Source organism: Neotamlana sargassicola (assembly GCF_020523965.1).
GTDB lineage: Bacteria > Bacteroidota > Bacteroidia > Flavobacteriales > Flavobacteriaceae > Neotamlana > Neotamlana sargassicola.
In genome coordinates this window covers 504,943-524,038 of sequence record NZ_JAJAPX010000001.1, presented here as the reverse complement: position 1 = coordinate 524,038, position 19,096 = coordinate 504,943, and the positions used below count along the sequence as shown (strand labels likewise).

11 protein-coding genes are annotated in these 19,096 nt (G+C 34.8%); 7 read left to right on the top strand and 4 right to left on the bottom strand.

What is annotated here, in order from left to right:
* The first annotated feature begins 43 nt into the window (after positions 1 to 43).
* Genes LG651_RS02285 through LG651_RS02275 form a run of 3 tightly spaced genes read left to right on the top strand, consistent with a single transcriptional unit; the run spans position 44 to position 3,045 of the window.
* On the top strand, positions 44 to 889 hold the full coding sequence (locus tag LG651_RS02285) for an ABC transporter ATP-binding protein (RefSeq protein ID WP_044631371.1): 846 nt from the start codon (positions 44 to 46) through the stop codon (positions 887 to 889).
* Between the two features lie 12 nt (positions 890 to 901).
* On the top strand, positions 902 to 1,720 hold the full coding sequence (locus tag LG651_RS02280) for an ABC transporter ATP-binding protein (protein WP_226541461.1): 819 nt from the start codon (positions 902 to 904) through the stop codon (positions 1,718 to 1,720).
* Between the two features lie 50 nt (positions 1,721 to 1,770).
* Entirely contained in the window at positions 1,771 to 3,045 is a 1,275-nt protein-coding gene (locus LG651_RS02275; protein ID WP_226694537.1) for an alginate export family protein, read from the top strand.
* A 166-nt stretch (positions 3,046 to 3,211) separates the two neighbouring features.
* On the opposite strand, the gene LG651_RS02270 is transcribed toward LG651_RS02275, so the two are convergent.
* Entirely contained in the window at positions 3,212 to 4,678 is a 1,467-nt protein-coding gene (locus LG651_RS02270; protein WP_226694536.1) for a glutamate synthase subunit beta, read from the bottom strand.
* Between the two features lie 4 nt (positions 4,679 to 4,682).
* Positions 4,683 to 9,197, bottom strand: a complete 4,515-nt coding sequence (gltB, locus tag LG651_RS02265; protein WP_226694535.1) for a glutamate synthase large subunit — start codon at positions 9,195 to 9,197, stop codon at positions 4,683 to 4,685.
* 465 nt (positions 9,198 to 9,662) lie between these two features.
* On the opposite strand from gltB, the gene LG651_RS02260 reads away from it, so the two are divergent.
* From LG651_RS02260 to LG651_RS02245, 4 genes are all read left to right on the top strand, one after another.
* Positions 9,663 to 10,685 (top strand): outer membrane beta-barrel protein, encoded by a 1,023-nt coding sequence (locus LG651_RS02260; protein WP_226694534.1) that lies wholly within the window; start codon positions 9,663 to 9,665, stop codon positions 10,683 to 10,685.
* A gap of 88 nt (positions 10,686 to 10,773) precedes the next feature.
* Positions 10,774 to 12,039 (top strand): ammonium transporter, encoded by a 1,266-nt coding sequence (locus LG651_RS02255; protein WP_226694533.1) that lies wholly within the window; start codon positions 10,774 to 10,776, stop codon positions 12,037 to 12,039.
* A gap of 168 nt (positions 12,040 to 12,207) precedes the next feature.
* Positions 12,208 to 12,546 (top strand): P-II family nitrogen regulator, encoded by a 339-nt coding sequence (locus LG651_RS02250; protein WP_226694532.1) that lies wholly within the window; start codon positions 12,208 to 12,210, stop codon positions 12,544 to 12,546.
* A 24-nt stretch (positions 12,547 to 12,570) separates the two neighbouring features.
* Entirely contained in the window at positions 12,571 to 13,818 is a 1,248-nt protein-coding gene (locus LG651_RS02245; protein ID WP_226694531.1) for an ammonium transporter, read from the top strand.
* A gap of 131 nt (positions 13,819 to 13,949) precedes the next feature.
* On the opposite strand, the gene LG651_RS02240 is transcribed toward LG651_RS02245, so the two are convergent.
* Both LG651_RS02240 and LG651_RS02235 read right to left on the bottom strand, forming a co-directional pair.
* Entirely contained in the window at positions 13,950 to 16,538 is a 2,589-nt protein-coding gene (locus tag LG651_RS02240) for a phosphoenolpyruvate carboxylase (RefSeq protein WP_226694530.1), read from the bottom strand.
* 179 nt (positions 16,539 to 16,717) lie between these two features.
* Positions 16,718 to 19,078 carry a hybrid sensor histidine kinase/response regulator gene (locus LG651_RS02235; protein ID WP_226694529.1) on the bottom strand — a complete coding sequence of 787 codons (2,361 nt, stop codon included), beginning with the start codon at positions 19,076 to 19,078 and terminating at the stop codon, positions 16,718 to 16,720.
* Positions 19,079 to 19,096: the final 18 nt, after the last annotated feature.

Below are 19,096 nucleotides of genomic sequence, written 5' to 3'. Positions count from 1 at the left end.
CCGAAAGCCCGACCTGGAAGGGAACACCCAAAACTTAAATAAAATGGCATATTTAGAATTAAATAATATAAATAAAACATATGGTACTGGCGATAATGCTTCAGAAGTATTATCGAATATAAACCTAACCATAGAAGAAGGTGAGTTTGTGGCTATTGTTGGGTTTACTGGAAGTGGTAAAACAACTTTGGTAAACTTAATTAACGGGCTTATTACGCCTACATCGGGCGAGGTGCTTTTTAAAGGGCAAAAGGTTGAAGGTACTAGCCATGAGCGTGGTGTAATTTTTCAGAATTATTCCTTATTACCATGGTTAACTGTGGGGCAAAATGTATATGTGGCGGTTAAAGAAGCTTTTCCTAAAAAGAGCAAAAAGGAGTTGCAAGAGTTGGTGGCCGAATATATTGAAATGGTAAGTTTAACACCAGCAATTAATAAACGTCCAAAAGAGTTGTCGGGTGGTATGCGCCAGCGTGTATCGGTTGCAAGAGCTTTAGCTATGGATCCGGAAATGATTATTATGGATGAACCGCTAGGTGCGCTTGATGCCTTAACGCGTGGAAATTTACAAGACGAAATTTTAAATATTTGGAGCCGTAACAAGCGTACCGCCCTACTTATTACAAATGATGTAGATGAAGGTATTTATATGGCAGATCGCATTATTCCGTTACGTCCAGGGCCAAAAGCAACTTTGGGTCCTGAATTTAAAATTGATATTGAAAGACCTCGCGATAAAACCGAGCTTAACGATAATGCTAATTTTAAAGAAACCAGAAACGCCATTATTGAATATTTAATGGATATAGGAGATTCTCGCAAAGCGGAAGCGAATGCACCTATTGAATTGCCAGATTTACAACCAAAAAGTTTTGTAGGACGTTTTTAAAACCTTGAAATTATGATAACTCAAACACAAAATATAACAGAAAACGGCATCATTTTTCCTTCGGAAGATGTGATGCTAGACTTAAAAGATTTAAAGAAAGTTTACCCAACACCAAAAGGTGATTACGTGGTGCTAGAAAACTTAAATCTACAAATTAAAAAGGAAGAGTTTGTTACTATAATTGGGCATTCAGGTTGTGGTAAAACAACTATGCTTTCCATGATAGCAGGTTTAAACGAAATTTCTGGTGGTAATATTTCGGTTTTAGGAAACCATATTAAAGGTCCCGGTCCAGATCGTGGTGTTATTTTCCAAGCGCCAAGTTTAATGCCTTGGATGACGGCCTTACAAAACGTGCTTTTAGGTGTAAACCAAGTGTTTCCTCACGCTACCAAAGCACAGCGTAACGATATTGCAAAATATTATTTACAAAAAGTAGGTTTAGAAGATGCTTTTAATAAGCGTGCTAGCGAACTTTCTCAAGGTATGCAGCAACGTGTTGGTATTGCCAGAGCATTTGCTATAAAGCCAAAAGTATTGCTTTTAGATGAGCCTTTTGGAATGCTAGATTCTTTAACTCGTGGCGAATTACAAGATATTTTAATTGAAATCTGGAATAAAGAAAAAATTACTGCCGTAATGATTACGCACGATGTAGATGAGGCTATTTTTCTTGCCGATAGAGTGGTAATGATGACTAGCGGTCCTCGTGCAAAAATTGGAGATGTTTTAAGTATAGATTTTGAGCGCCCAAGAACACGAAAAGCTGTTTTAGAGCACGACGATTATTACAAATACCGCAAACATTTAATTGACTTTTTAGAGCATTAAAAAAACTAACAAAAAATATAAACTAACACAAAACGTAAAATAATCAAAAAATGAAAAAACAAATAATAACTCTAGGACTATTATTTTTAGGTTGCTTACAAATAGCTAATGCACAATTTACTTTAGATGGTGAATTTAGACCACGTACCGAATACCGTCATGGTTTTGGTAGCTTAATTGCAGATGAAGCAGAACCTGGTTATGGAATTTCAACAAGAATTAGATTAAATTCTGGCTACAAAACTGAAAAATATAAAGTATTTATTAGTTTACAAGATGTAATGGTATGGGGAGAAAATCGTCAGATTTTACCAGATGATGAAAATAACTCGTTTGCAGTATTTCAAGCTTGGGCAGAATTACAATTAGGAGGCGGATGGTCTACTAAATTAGGTCGCCAAGTGTTATCTTACGACGACCAGCGTATTCTTGGTGGTTTGGATTGGGCACAACAAGGCCGTAACCACGATGCCGCCTTAATTAAATATGCAAAAGAAGGATTTAAACTAGACTTTGCCTTTGCTTTTAATCAAGATTATGATAACCCAACGGGGTTTGTGTCTTCTGGTACAGAATATAACACAACAGGATTTTTCTCTTACAAAACCATGCAAATGTTACACTTAAGCAAGGCTTGGGATAAATTTTCAGGTAGCTTATTACTTATGAATAATGGTTTTCAAGAATATGAAGACGATGGTGTAACTGGAGATGGCACAAGTAGTTTATTAACAGTTGGTACACATTTAAAATATAACGCTGGTAAACTTGGTTTAGCTGCTAACGCTTATATTCAAACAGGAGACAGGCAAAATGAAGTTGCTGTAAAAGGTGCATTCGATGTAAGTTTAGATGCTACTTTTAAGGCTTCAGATAAGGTAACTATAGGTGCCGGTGTAGAAGTAATAAGTGGTAACGATGCAGACGCAGGCGAAACTGGAGCATTTTTTCCATTGTATGGTACAAATCACAAGTTTAATGGGTTTATGGATTATTTCTACGTAGGTAATCATGCGAACTCAATTGGATTAGTTGATATTCACGCAAGTGCAAACTTTAATTTAGGAAAAGGATCTAGTTTATTAGTTAAATTATTAAACTTTAGCGGAGAGCAAGAAATTACTGAAGGAGAAAAAGCATTAGGTACAGAGTTAGATATTGTATTTAAAAAGGCGTTTAAAGGTTATGCTTTAGTTGCTGGATATTCGCACATGTTTGCTGCTGATGGTATGTACGATTTAAAAGGTATTGCTGAAGATGCTGCTTCTAGCACTCAAAACTGGGCTTGGGCTATGTTAGTTATTAAGCCTAAGTTTTTAAACTAAGAGTAGCAAAGTTAAAATTATTTAGATCAATATGATGTAAATTTTATTTGGGTTGAAAAAAAGAGAACCTCATTTTTATGAGGTTCTTTTTTATGTTTTTAAGTGAAAAAAGGGATCAAATCGTAATGAAATGATCCCTTTTTTTATTTTGAATATTTTGCTAAACTTAATGTAAGGCAACTAAATCGCCACTAGCATCTTTAGTTGGTAAATCAGATTTACCCATAAGGTAAATATCAACCTGTCTTGCAGCTTCTCTACCTTCGGAAATCGCCCAAACAATTAAGGATTGTCCACGACGCATATCGCCTGCGGTAAAAATGTTTGGTACATTAGTTTGGTACTTGCCATAATCTGCTTTATAATTAGATCTTGCATCGGTTTTTATTCCTAATTTTTCGGCAAGTGTAGCTTCTGGTCCTGTAAAACCTAAGGCTAACAAAGCTAAGTCGCAAGGCCAAGTTTTTTCGGTGCCTTCAATTTCTATTAATTGTGGGCGTTGTCCAGGTACCATTTTCCACTCAACATTTACTGTTTTTAAAGCTGTAAGTTTACCGCTTTCGTCAGTAACAAATTCCTTAGTGTTAATTAGCCAATTACGCTCCACACCTTCTTGATGAGAAGATGAGGTTTTAAGTTGTAAAGGCCAAAACGGCCACGGTGTAGTTGGCGAACGGTGTCCTGGTGGTTTTGGCATAATTTCAAAATTCACCACCGATTTTGCACCTTGACGGTTCGAGGTTCCAATACAATCCGATCCCGTGTCTCCACCACCTATTACAATTACATTTTTATCTGTAGCTAAAACTTGGTTTTCAACTTTTTTACCAAAAACAACTTTGGTTTGCTGTGTTAAAAAGTCCATGGCTTGTACAACACCATCCGCATCAATACCTGGTGTTGGTAAACTACGACGTTTTGTTGCTCCACCACATAATACTACAGCATCAAAAGCTTTTAACTCTTCTGTATCATAATTTACACCAACGTGTACATTTGTTTTAAACGTAATACCTTCTGCTTCAAGAATAGCAATACGGCGGTCTATAATACCTTTTTCCATTTTAAAATTAGGAATACCATAGCGAAGTAAACCTCCAACTTCATCATCACGTTCAAAAACTGTAACTGTGTGTCCTGCTCGGTTTAATTGTTGCGCAGTGGCTAACCCTGCAGGTCCAGAACCAACAACAGCAACTGTTTTTCCAGTTCTTGTTTTTGGCGGTTGCGGTTTTATCCAGCCTTCTTGAAATGCACGTTCTACAATGTTTTTTTCAATGTTTTCAATTGAAATTGGATCTTCAATAATACCTAATACACAAGCTTTTTCGCATGGAGCAGGGCATAAACGTCCTGTAAACTCCGGGAAATTGTTTGTAGAGTGTAATATCCAAGAGGCTTTTTGCCATTCGCCTTGGTGCACCATATGGTTAAAATCTGGTATTAAATTACCTAGTGGACAACCACTATGGCAAAATGGAATACCGCAGTCCATACAACGTGATCCTTGTTTGGTTATTTCTTCCTCGTTTAAAGGTACTGTAAATTCTTTATAGTGCTTAACGCGTTCTTCAACGGGTTTGTAAGCTTCATCTTGTCTTTCAAATTCTTTAAATCCTGTTACTTTTCCCATGTTATTAAGCTATTTCTAATTCTTCAAACATTTCTTCTTCGGTCTCTAAGCGTTTTAATGCTTTTTTGTATTCAGTAGGCATAATTTTCACAAAATTGGCTAGGGCTGTACTCCAATTTTCAAGTATTTCTTTACCACGGTTACTATCTGTATAAAGAACGTGTTTTTCAATCAATGCTTTTAAATCTTCGGCATCTTGTCCTACGACGTCTTCAAATTCTATAGTTTCTGTGTTACATAAGCCATTTACAAATTTGTTGTCTGGGTCGTAAACAAATGCCATACCACCACTCATACCAGCAGCAAAGTTTCTTCCTGTTTTACCAAGAACAACTACTTTACCACCTGTCATGTACTCACAACAGTGGTCTCCAACACCTTCAACAACAGCTGTTGCACCAGAATTTCTTACAGCGAAACGCTCTCCAGCGATACCGTTTATGTAGGCTTGCCCGTGTACGGCACCAAATAAACAAACGTTACCAACTATAATGTTTTCAGCGGCTATAAAATCGGCTTCTTTTGGTTTTTTAATAATAAGTTTTGCTCCAGATAATCCTTTACCAAGGTAATCGTTGGTGTCTCCTTCTAAAGTAAAAGTTAATCCGTGTGCTCCAAAGGCTCCAAAACTTTGACCTGCTGATCCTTTAAAGTTAATATTTAAAGTGTCTTCTGGCAGACCTAAATGGCCGTATATTTTTGATATTTCGTTACTTACAATAGCTCCAACCGTACGGTTTGTGTTACGAATTGGGTATTGTAATGTCATTTTTTCTTTTCGATATAAAGCTCTGTGAGAATCTTTAAGAATTGTAAAGTCTAAAACATTTTCTAATTCATGATCTTGTTTCTCAGTATTTTTAATAGTCATGTGCTTGTAAGCAGTTGGTCTATATAAAATACTTGATAAATCTAATCCTTTAGCTTTATAATGTTTAATGGCTCTGTTTGCATTAATTTTATGAGTTTGACCAACCATTTCGTCAACGGTTCTAAACCCTAATTGCGCCATAATACCACGTAATTCTTCAGCAATGTAATAAAAGAAGTTAATAACGTGTTCTGGTGTTCCTTTAAAGTTTTTACGTAACTCTTTATCTTGAGTTGCAATACCAACCGGACAAGTATTTAAGTGACATTTACGCATCATTATACATCCAGAAGCAACTAATGGTGCGGTTGCAAATCCAAATTCTTCAGCACCTAAAAGTGCAGCAATAGCAACATCGCGCCCTGTTTTTAACTGTCCGTCACACTCTACAACAATTCGGCTACGTAAATCGTTAAGTACCAAAGTTTGTTGTGCTTCAGATAAACCAAGTTCCCAAGGTAAACCAGCATGTTTTAATGATGTTAGAGGAGATGCTCCTGTACCACCATCATAACCAGAAATAAGTACAACATCGGCTTTTGCTTTTGAAACTCCGGCAGCAATGGTACCAACACCAACCTCAGAAACTAGTTTTACGTTAATTCTAGCTTCGCGGTTAGCGTTTTTAAGATCGTAAATTAATTGTGCTAAATCTTCAATAGAGTAAATATCATGGTGTGGAGGTGGTGAAATTAAACCAACAAAAGGTGTAGAGTTACGTGCAGAAGCAATCCATGGTAAAACTTTTTCACCTGGAAGTTGCCCGCCTTCACCTGGTTTTGCACCTTGCGCCATTTTTATTTGAATTTCTTTGGCATTGGTTAAGTAGTGAGATGTTACCCCAAAACGGCCTGAAGCAACTTGCTTAATGGCTGAGTTACGGCTATCTCCATTCATGTCTGGATGAAAACGTTTTCTGTCTTCTCCACCTTCTCCAGAATTAGATTTACCTCCAATACGGTTCATGGCGATAGCTAAATTTTCATGAGCTTCACGAGAAATAGAACCATACGACATCGCACCTGTTTTAAAACGCTTTACAATATCGGTCCAAGGCTCTACTTCTTCAATCGGAATAGGATCTAAATTATCAAATTCAAATAAACCACGAATGGTCATTAAATTTTCAGCTTGTTCGTTTATAGCTTTAGAGTAAACGTCGTAACTAGCTTGATCGCTAAGCCTAACGGCTTGTTGTAGTTTAGATACGGTTGTTGGGTTAAACAAGTGGCGCTCTCCATTTCGTCTCCATCTGTAATCACCACCAATATTTAAACTTAGTCGTTTATCTATTTTATTATCTGGATACGCTAATTTATAGCGTTCGTTAATTTCTTTTTCAATTTCATATAAGCCAATACCTTCAATTCTTGATGCGGTATAAGGGAAATATTTTTCAACAAATGAAGAATTGAAACCAACAATTTCAAATATTTGAGAACCTCTATAAGAATGTAGTGTAGATATTCCTATTTTGTTCATTATTTTAAGAAGCCCTTTACCAATAGCTTTATTAAAGTTTTCTACGGCTTTATCTTCATCCATGTCTTTAATAAACCCTTCTTTAACCTGCATACGAATAATTTCGTTTACCATGTAAGGGTTAATTGCACTGGCGCCATAACCAAATAAAGTTGCAAAATGATGTGGTTCGCGTGGTTCGGCAGATTCAATAATAATATCGAAATACGAACGCTTGCGTAATCGGTTCATTTGATGGTTTACATAGCTACACGCTAAAAGTGCAGGAATTGGAGCGAAATCTTGGTTTACACCTCTATCTGAAAGAATGATAATGTTTGTGCCACGATTTAAAGCTTTTTCAACCTGAACGATAATATCATCTAAAGCATCTTCAAGCCCGTTTAAACCTTGTGCTTTTGGATAAAGCATATGGATGGTTTCGGCTTTAAAGCTTTCAATGTCGATAGTTCTTATTTTTTCTAAATCGGCATTAGAAATTACAGGGTTTTGTATGCGTAATTTTCTACATTGGCGTTCTGTAATGCTAAAAATATTACGGTCTTTACCAAGGTTTAAACTAATATCGGTTACAATTTCTTCGCGAATACCATCTAAAGGCGGGTTGGTTACTTGTGCGAATAATTGTTTAAAGTAGTTTGATATAAGCTGAGGTCTATCTGAAAGTACAGCCAAAGGTGTATCAATCCCCATAGAACCCAGTGCTTCTTTACCAACAACGGCCATTGGTGTAATTACTTCTTGAATGTCTTCGAAGGTGTAATTAAATAAACGTTGTCTTGTTTTTATATCAATAGTTTCAATTGGGCAAGTTTCGTTAGTGTACGGTACATCGCGTAAATGTAGGCGTGTTTTGTCTAACCATTCTTTGTAAGGGCGTTCTGAAACTATTTTGCTTTTAATTTCTTCGTCGCTAATTATGCGGCCTTCATTCATATCAACCAAGAACATTTTTCCTGGTTCTAATCTACCATGTTCTTTAATATCTGATGCTTCAACATCTACAACTCCAACTTCCGAAGACATGATTAGTTTTCCGCTTTTTGTAACGGTATATCTAGATGGGCGTAAGCCATTTCTATCTAATAAAGCACCAATATAATCGCCATCTGTAAATGGTACAGAAGCAGGACCATCCCAAGGCTCCATAATACAACCGTTGTACTCGTAAAAGGCTTTGCGATCTTCAGACATGGTTTTGTGTTTTTCCCATGCTTCAGGAATCATCATCATCATAATTTCTGGTAGAGAACGACCGGTGTGGGTTAATAATTCAACTACCATATCCATAGAAGCAGAATCGGACTTTCCTGGTAAAATTATAGGGAAAAGTTTGTGTATTTGTGGTCCAAAAACATCACTTTTCATTATTTCTTCACGTACACGCATTCTACTTACGTTTCCACGTAAGGTGTTAATTTCACCATTTTGACACATGAAACGGAATGGTTGAGCCAATTCCCATGTAGGCATTGTGTTGGTAGAGAAACGTTGGTGTACTAAAGCTAATCTGGTAACAAGGTCTATTTGTTGTAAGTCGGTATAATAAGGGCCAATATCTTTTGGCATAATTATACCTTTATAAATTAAAGTTGTAGTTGATAAACTAGGAATGTGAAAATAATCACTTTCCGATATTTTCGACTTTCTAATGGTGTGTTCTGCTATTTTTCTTGCAGCATACAGTTTGGCTTTAAATGTAGCCTCATCAATATCATCGTTTTTCCCAATAAAAAGTTGTTCTATAATGGGTTCTGATGCTCTTGCTATTTCACCAAGTTGAGAAGAATCTACAGGTACTTTTCGCCAACCTAGAATAGAAAGGCCTTGTTGTTTAATTTCTTCTTCTAAAATGTTTTTACAAAAGGTGTGTTGATTGTCGTTTTGAGGTAAAAATATCATACCTACAGCGTACTCTCTAAAATCAGGTAAACTAAAGTCGCATACACGTGTAAAATATTCATGCGGAATATCAATTAAAAGACCAGCACCATCACCGGTTTTTCCATCGGCACTTACACCACCTCTGTGTTGCAGTTTTACTAGGATTTCTAACGCATCATGTATGATCTGATTTGTTTTTTCTCCCTTTAAATTACATATAAAACCAGCGCCGCAATTTTCGTGTTCAAATTCGGGCGAATATAGTCCTTGTTTCTCCAGCATAGTCAGCAAATTTTGGATTAAAAAATAGAGTTGAATAGCTAAGATAGTTACAACATATTAAATAGCAATAATGGGGGTTTCATTATTTCGATTTTTATGGCGAAGTGAAGTTAAAAATAATTATCTGCTAATATATAAGGTGTTTTTTGTTAAATATGTAATCGTGGTTTTGTTAATAATATATAGGTATAAGTGTTATTATGATAAAAAAGCAATAATTAAACAGCTATTATCATATAATTTTTTGCGAAAAATTAGCAAAAACTCAATTTCAGACTTTGTTAAAAAATCAAAAAATCAAAAAATTTCCAAAATACCTCTAAAAAAATAGGGTTAAAATTAGAATATTGATAAAAGTAACGGAATTACCCCTATTTTTTATGGGGGTTATAACTTTTTGATATAGATTTACCTCACTCTTAAGAAAAAATTAACTAATAATTAAAACTAAAAATGAAAACAATTATGAAAAAATTTTTAACACTTTCATTACTTTTTGTAGCGGCTTTAGGATTTGCGCAGGAAGAGGAAACTAGTAAACTTAGTATTAGCGGTAGTGTAGATGCATATTACCAAACTTATTTAACTGCTCCTGATAATGAAGGTGTATCCTTTGGAACTGCTTTCGCTGGAAAATCTGGTTTTGCTTTAGGTATGGCGAATGTTATTCTTGGTTACGAAGGTGAAAAAGCTGGTGCGGTTGTAGATTTAGCATTCGGACCAAAGGGTACAGGTGCTACGTTAGTTGAATCTGATGATTTTACTAATGGAATCGTAAACCAAGCTTATGTTTACTGGAATGTTTCAGAAGGAACAACACTTACATTTGGTAGATGGAATACCTTTTTAGGTTATGAGGTGATAGCTCCAGCTGGAAACTTTAACTACAGCTGCTCTTACTTATTCTCTAGTGGGCCATTTTCTCACATGGGTTTAAAAGCTGATTTTGCTTTATCTGATGACGTAAGCTTAATGTTAGCTGTTACTAACCCTTGGGATACTAACGATATATCTATGACTGGTGAGTATGCTTTAGGTGCTCAATTAGGATTCTATGGTCAGTACTTAAACTTATACTATGATAGTGGTAAAAACGAAGGTTTAGGTTTCGAAATTGATTATACAGGTGGTTTCGATGTATCTGATTCTTTCTTCTTAGGAATCAATGCTGCTTACAACGATAACGATGGTGCTGGTTTTTACGGTGCTGCATTATACCCACAGTTAGCAACTTCTGATAGCTTCTCAATTGGTTTAAGAGGTGAATATTTCGCATTACATGGTGATGGTGATGATTTACCAAGCGTATTCGCAACTACTTTAACAGGAAGTTATACAGTTGATAACTTAATAATTAAGCCAGAAGTTAGACTTGATGCATTAACTAATGTTGATAGCGGAGAATTTTACGGAAAATTCTTAGATAACGATGGTATGCCAAGCGAGAGCTTAGCTGCATTTACTTTAGCTGCAATTTATTCTTTCTAACTCAAACATATTTAAACCCATGCCCGTTTTTATAAACGGGTTATGGTGTTTAATAAACAAATTTTACTAACCATTAAATAAATAAATTATGTCAATGTTAAACATTCCTTTATTTTTTCAAGATACTGCTGCTGTAGAAGGCGATATGGGTATGCTTTGGATGTTACTATCCGGTATTCTTGTTTTCTTTATGCAAGCAGGATTTACTTTAGTTGAGTCTGGTATGACGAGATCTAAAAACGCGGTAAATATCGCAATGAAAAACTTTTTAGATATTTGTGTAGGTTCAATTACTTTCTGGCTTGTTGGTTACTCTTTAATGTATGGAGATACGTCAAACGGATGGTTTTTCTGGGGCGGATTCATGCAAGGTGAAGGTGCCGATTTATTCTTCCAAACAATGTTCGCTGCAACAGCTGCAACAATTGTATCTGGAGCTATAGCTGGTAGAACTAAATATACTACGTATATTATTTTCTCTTTATTAATGACTGCTGTTATTTATCCAATTTCTGGTGGATGGCAATGGCAAGGCGATGGCTGGTTAACTAAATTAGGTTTTATCGATTTCGCTGGATCTTCAATTGTACACTCTGTTGGTGGATGGGCTGCTCTAGTAGCTGCGTTTATGGTAGGTCCTCGTATTGGAAAATATGTAGATGGTAAAGTATTACCTATTCCTGGTCACAACCAAATATTAGCAACTTTAGGTGTTTTTATCCTTTGGTTAGGATGGTTTGGTTTTAACGGTGGTTCTCAATTAGCTTGGGGTGGCGACGATGCTACTGGAGCGTCAACTGTTGTTTTAATTACAAACTTAGCTGCTGCTGCTGGTGGTTTAGGTGCTTTAATTACAACATGGATTTGGTACGGTAAACCAAACTTAGCACAATCTTTAAATGGTGCTTTAGCTGGTTTAGTTAGTATTACTGCTGGTTGTGGTAACATGACTGCTGTTGGTGCTTTACTTGCTGGTTTAATTGGTGGTGTAATTGTAGTATTCTCAATAGAATTTATAGAGAAAAAACTTAAAATAGATGATGCTATTGGTGCTGTTTCTGTACACGGTGTATGTGGTGCATGGGGTACTTTAGTAATCGGTCTTTGGGGTGTAGATGGCGATGCTGGTATTGGTTTATTCAATGGTGGTGGTGCTGCTCAATTAGGTGCTCAAGCAATTGGAGTTTTAGCTTATGCTGTATGGGCAATTGTTTTATCTGCAATTGTACTAGGTATTTTAAAAGCTACTTTAGGATTACGTGTAACTGAAGAAGAAGAAATTAAAGGTCTTGATATTTCTGAGCACGGTTCTATTGCTTACCCAGGAAAAAGAGTTCGTGAATTCGAAGAATAGTAGAATAATCCCTTTAAATATTTTACAGAAAAAGATGCCTTATTTTAAGGCATCTTTTGTTTTTTATGCAATTGTTTAAATTTTTTGTATCTCGGGAGTAATCTTTTTTAAATCTTCATATTAATTATCTAACTTGAGTCGCTAAATAAAATATATACGAAACTAATTATGAAAAAAATTGAAGCAATTATTCGTAAATCCAAATATCGTGCGGTAAAAGAAGCCCTGCACGAAGTTGGTGTAAATTTCTTTTCCTATTGGGATGTAACTGGTTTGGGTAACGAAAAAACGGGACATGTTTATCGTGGCGTATCATACAGTACAAGCGATATTCAACGACGTTATTTATCTATTGTTGTTAATGATGATTTTGCGGATGCAACGGTGCAAGCCATATTAAATTCTGGAGCTACAGGAGAAGTAGGAGATGGGAAAATATTTGTATCTCAAATTGAAGAATGTTACAGAATTCGAACAGGAGAAAAAGGCGGCGATACTTTAAAATAAACAACTAAAACTAATTAACTAAAAATGGAAATATTTACAACAAATAATGTATGGATGATGGTCTGTACAGCACTAGTCTTTTTTATGCATATGGGTTTTGCTCTGCTTGAAATAGGTTTAACTAGGCAAAAAAATACAATAAACATATTATTTAAAAACATATTTATAATTACCGTAGGCTTATTGCTATATTGTTTGGTAGGTTTTAATTTAATGTATCCTGGAGAATTTAATGGGTTTGTAGGTTTCGCAGGATTTGGTTTAGATGCGCCGTTAACAACCGAAGGTGCACTAGATTTAACTTATAACGAAGGTTATACGTATTGGACAGATTTCTTATTTCAAGGCATGTTTGCTGCTACAGCGGCAACTATAGTTTCTGGTGCTGTTGCAGAGCGTATGAAAATTTTACCATTTATGCTATTTACGCTTGTTTACGTTGGTTTAGTTTATCCAATTGTTGGATCTTGGCAATGGGGTGGTGGTTTCCTTTCTACTTTTACTATTGGTGAAACAGAAGGTTTTTACGATTTCGCAGGTTCTACTTTAGTGCATTCTGTTGGTGGTTGGGCTGCTGTAATTGCGGTTTGGTTGCTTGGAGCAAGAATAGGAAAGTTTAATAAATATGGTAAACCAGAAGCTATTCCTGGGCATAACATACCGTTGGCAACTGGTGGTGTGTTAATTTTATGGTTAGGATGGTTTGGATTTAATGGAGGTTCTGTACTTTCTGCCGATCCAGAATTAACGTCATTAGTATTAGTAACTACTTGTTTGGCTGCTGCTGCAGGAGGTGTTGTGTCGATGTTGGTATCTACAATCATGTTTAAAAATTTAGATTTAACTATGTTTTTAAACGGAATATTGGGTGGTTTAGTTGGTATAACGGCAGGTGCAGACCAAATGAGCCCTACAGATGCTATTTTAGTAGGAGCTATTGCTGGAGCATTAATTGTTTTTGCTGTTAGTTTAGTAGATAAACTAAAATTAGATGATCCCGTAGGAGCTATTGCAGTGCATTTGGCTTGTGGTATATGGGGAACTTTAGCGGTTGGAATTTTTGGTGCAAAGGCAGGTATCGATCAGTTTTTAATACAATTGGTTGGTGTGGGTTCTTATGCTATATTTTGCGTTATAAGTGCCTTTATCATCATTTTTACACTTAAGAAAACTATGGGAATTCGGGTTTCTGAAAGAGAAGAGTTGGAAGGGTTGGATGCTCATGAACATGGTATGGATGCCTATCCTGACTTTAGAATGAATGAGCACTAAATAATTTTAATATGTATTTTTACTTGTGCTTTTTCTGATATTTTAAATTAAAGTACACGTAAAAAAGTCAATAAAAAAAGGATGTAAGTTTTAAATTTACATCCTTTTTTTTATGATTTAATTTTAGAAGTTTAAGCCGAGTTTCTACTGGCATTAATGTTTCCAAATAATGATCGAGTTACTATTTTTTCGAATACTTTACGTTCTTCATTATCCGCAGGAACGCCTTGTCTGTCGAAATTCTGAATCTTTTTAAGTGCATACTGTTGTATGGTTAACAATGGTAATACAATAGATTCTCTAACTTGAATTGAAGCTTTTCCAGCAGGTTCGTTTTCCATTAACTCGTTATAACCTGTTAGCTTTAATAGCAAACGTTTTGTGGTTAAATATTCTTCGTGTATAATATTCCAAAACGCTCCGAATTCTTCGTCTTTCGACATATATTTGGTTAAATCGAAGAACGATTTGGTTAACGACATCATACTATTTTCAAGTAATGTTTTAAAGAACTTAGAGTTTTTGTATAACTGTTCTACTTTATGGAATTCGCCATTGTCTTCGTACTTCTTTAAAGCAGTACCAACACCGTAAAAACCAGGAACGTTTTGCTTTAATTGGCTCCAAGATCCTACAAAAGGAATGGCTCTTAAATCTGAAAATACTAGTTTGTCCGATTTTCCACGTTTCGATGGTCTACTTCCAATATTGGTTTTGGCGTAATACTTTAAAGTACTCATGCGTTCCAAATATGGAATAAACATAGGGTGGCTTTTAAAGTTTTTATAGGTTTCATAACTGTTATTGGCTAAATCGTCCATAACAAGTGTATCTTCTTCCGATAAGTGGTTGCTGCCACCAATTCTATTTTTTAAACCAGAACTTATTAATTGCTCTAGGTTGTAACGCGATGAATCTAAGGTTCCAAAGTTTGAGCTAATGGTTTGTCCTTGTATGGTAATTTGTACTTCTTTGTCTTCAATAGTTGGACCTAACGACGAGTAGAAGTTATGTGTTTTACCACCACCACGTGCTGGTGGTCCGCCACGCCCATCAAAGAATATGGCAGTAATGTCATACTTTCTCGACATTTCGGTTAATAGCTCCTTAGCTTTGTAAATACCCCAGTTTGCCATAAGGTAACCACCATCTTTTGTACCATCGGAGAAGCCAAGCATTATGGTTTGTTTGCTACCACGTGCTCGTAAATGCGCCATGTACGCTTCATTGGTATATAATTGCTCCATTACTTTTGGTGCATTTTCAAGATCTGGAATCGTTTCGAAAAGCGGTGCAACATCTACAGTTAATTCATCTTTAAAACCAACCATTTTAAGCATAGCAAATAATTGCATAACGTTTAATGCCGTTTGGTTGTTACTAATTATGTAACGGTTTGCACCTCGCTCGCCATTGGTTTGTTGAATGTTTTTAATTATTGAAATGGTTTTAAGGGTATTACGTACCATTTCATCTTCAAAAGCATCTAAATCGTGCACATCATCGTTGGCTTTTGATAAGATTTCAATTTGTTCAGCTTCCGATAAATCGTGATAATTATTAGGGAACGATGAGTTTCCTTTTTCAATTAAATGATCGATTACCGTGGTAAATACCGAGTGGTGAATACGACTATCTTGACGAATATCAAGCGTTGCAAAATGGTAACCAAATAAATGAACACGGTTTATTAAGTTGTTTAACTCGCTTACGTATAACGATTGATGCTCGCTTATTACTACATCACGAATACTTAATAGTTCTTTTATAAACTCTTTTGATGTTAATGTTTCGCTAGTAATTTGGTTAATACTATAGTTGTACATAATGTTTTCGAGCTTTATTACGCGCTCTTCAACACCTCTAAAAGTAAGTTTACGTCTTAAATCTCTTAAGTCGTTATAGTATTTTCTTAAAATAGCTTGTTTTAGTTTAGCTGCTACTTTTAAGGTAGTATCTGGTTTTACAAAAGGGTTGCCATCTCGGTCGCCACCTGGCCAGAAACCAATATTTATAATTTCGTTGTGTTTTTTACTGTCGTCGTAAATATTTTGTTGAATGTAGTTGTAAATATCTCCAAACGATTTATAAAACACATTTTCTAGATACCAAATTAAACTTTTAGCTTCTTGATATGGCGAAGGCTTTTCACGTTTAAAAAATGGCGTTTTTCCTAATTGCCCAAATAGGTTGTTAATTTTGTTTAGGTCGTTGTCTTTTATGGCTTCTGTTAAATCTGTAATAATTCCTAAAACAGAACCTGGATAAAATTGTGTAGGATGTGCTGTTAATACAATACGCACTTTAAATTCTTCAAGATACTTTTTAAGTTCTTCTAACTTATTTTCAGAACTTGCAGTTTCCTTTAAGTTACGTAATGTACCAATACCTTCCATGTTATTTACTACAGGGAAAGCGGCGTCTTCAATAGCATCAAAAAGTACCACTTGGCGCTCTATGTATTGTATAAAACGAAATAGTAAATTTATTTGACTTTCCTCACTTCGACGTGCTTGGTATTTTTTAAAAAAGGTTTCTACAATAGTGGTTGGGTCATCACCTTGTTTAAACCCTTTTTCACAAGTTTCGTGAAATAAAGGTAAAAGGACACCGGTTTTTGTAACGGTATCGAAAGGTAACGTCATAAATATACTATTGTATATTTGGTATTTTGATAAAACACTTTGGTTAAATCGGATTAATTTTGGCTCTACAGACATATTTTCTTTTTCTATTGAGAATGAAACATAAAAGTACTAAAGCTAAAATTAAACTACGAACGAAACCCTAAGTTTTATTAATAATTTTAATTAATTAACGCTTAATCTTTTTTTGTTAAATAAATATCTGTAATTATTAAAATAAGTTGAAAATAATTCATTTTCGTTTGGTTTCTTGCTTAGGCTATTTTAAGCGTTTTATCGTTGCTTGAGCTATAGCAGTTGTAAATTTTTTCAATAAGGGCATCTTTATCAATAGGTTTAGTAAGGTAGTCGTTCATGCCTAATTGCAGTGCCTTGGCTTTAGTTTCGGGTAAAGCATCGGCCGTAACCGCAATTATTGGAATATTCACTGTATTATTACCAATACCTCCTTTTCGTATAATTTCGGTGGCTTCATAACCATCCATAATAGGCATTTGTAAATCCATTAAAATTAGGTCGTAAATATCGGTTTTTAATGTTTCTAAAGCTTCATGACCGTTAAATGCAATCGCAAAAGAAATATTGGGTTCGGTGTTTAAAATTTTACGCATTACCATTTGGTTAAGTTTGTTATCTTCAACTACCAGAATATGTAAAGGTTGTTTGTTGCTTTTTGGAAGATTTAACACGCGATCTTTTGCGGTTGTTTGCAATGGTATGTCTATAAAAACATCGGTGCCAATGTTTTCTTTGCTTTCAATAGTAATTTGCCCGTTGTAAAGTTCTATAATTTTTTTGGCAATGGTTAACCCTAAACCTATACCTCCAAATTGACGTTTATGGTTAAGTTTCATTTGACTAAAACTATCGAATATGGATTTTTTAATTTCTGAATTTATTCCAACGCCAGTGTCTGATACTTGTATTGAAAAACGACATTGGTTGTTAGGTTGTTTTAAACAGGTTACTTTAAAATAAATACTGCCTTTTTTTGTAAATTTAACAGCATTCGATAACACGTTGTTTATAATTTGAACGAAACGTTTTTCGTCGGCAATAACCTGCGATGGAATTTCTGGGTCCATTTCAAAATTATAATCTAAGCCTTTATTTAAAGCTTCGGTTTTCCAGTTATTACTAATTTGATTTATTTTTATGGAAGGACTAAACTTTGATGATTCTAATTTAAGTTCGTTTTTTTCAATTTTTTCAAAATCAAGAATATCGTTAACATTGCTAAGTAAGCTTAATGATGCATTTTTAATAATTTCATAGGGCATTCTGTCTGTTTTATTTTTTAACTCACCTAATTCACTTTCGGCAATGCCCATTATCGCATTTATTGGAGTTCTTAATTCATGACTCATATTAGACATGAAATAGGTTTTTAACTGGCTAATTTCCTGAGACTTGTTTAATGCTTCTTCTTGCGATTTTTCTTTTTCTAAACGTAAATTTCTAATTAAGTTAGTCATTGAAAGCGATAGAAAAATAACTTCGAATCCTGAACCAAATTTGGCACTGTTGAGTGTTAAAAAGTTATTAGGTAACAAGCTTAGGTTGTTCATTACAAAACCTAATAAGCCAACAACTAAAAAGAAAATACCAAACGAGAAAAACGGGTCTATTTTTATACCCTTAAATCGCATTGTAAAAGAGGTAACTAATATTAAGACTAAACTAAATAAGCCATTTAAATTGCTTAAAGGATATGCTAATTTTAAAGTGTGTTGGTTTATAAAAAGCATAATAAAACAAATACCTATAAAGGCGTAAGCGATGTTGAAGGCTTTAACAAACCCTTTTAAGTGTGTATTTAGCTCTAAAAAATATTTACAGTATTTTAAAAGAAAAAAGTTTGAGAATAGCGCTGTTATTAATACTAAGCGGTCGTTTATGTAGCCTCCTTGTGTAAAAATATATTCATGTAGCAAACCATCTAATGCGGCTTGCATTAAACCTATAGAAAGGACATAAAAACCATAGTATAAAAAAGTATTTTTTTTAAGACTAGAATAGAAAAATAAGTAAATTATAGTTGCTAAAAATAGCAGACCATAAAACAACCCAAGGAATAATTGTTGTTTGTAGTTTAAAAGTAAAAATTCTGTTTCGTTATAAAGATTTAAGGGTAAATTTATAGTTTCGCCGTCGCTAGATAAATGAATATATACCTCTTGAACTTCATTTGGAGGAAGGTTTAATTTAAAAATTGTAGAGCGGTGTTTAATTTGTTTTTCGCTTACAGGAATTTTATCACCGCTTTTTAATAGGTTAATTGAAGCCCCATTAATTTGGTATAAGTTGGCCACATCGGTAATGGGGCGACCTGTTTCTAGGTAATACGATTTAGGATATTTGCTACTGTTGTTAATTTTAAACCTAATCCAGTAATTACTGGATGTAAAACCAACGCTGTGATAATCGGTTTCCAGATTAGAATATACAATAGATTTATTGTTACGTAAATCGTTTATACTAAAATTGGAATCGCCAACATTTGTAAATTGGGCGTACTCATACAGATTTCCTGTACTTTTTTCGGTATCGAAAACTTGTTTTTGAGCAAACAAGCTTAATCCTATAAAATAGGTTAATAGTAAAATTTGTTTCATGTTTGGGGCATTAACAGC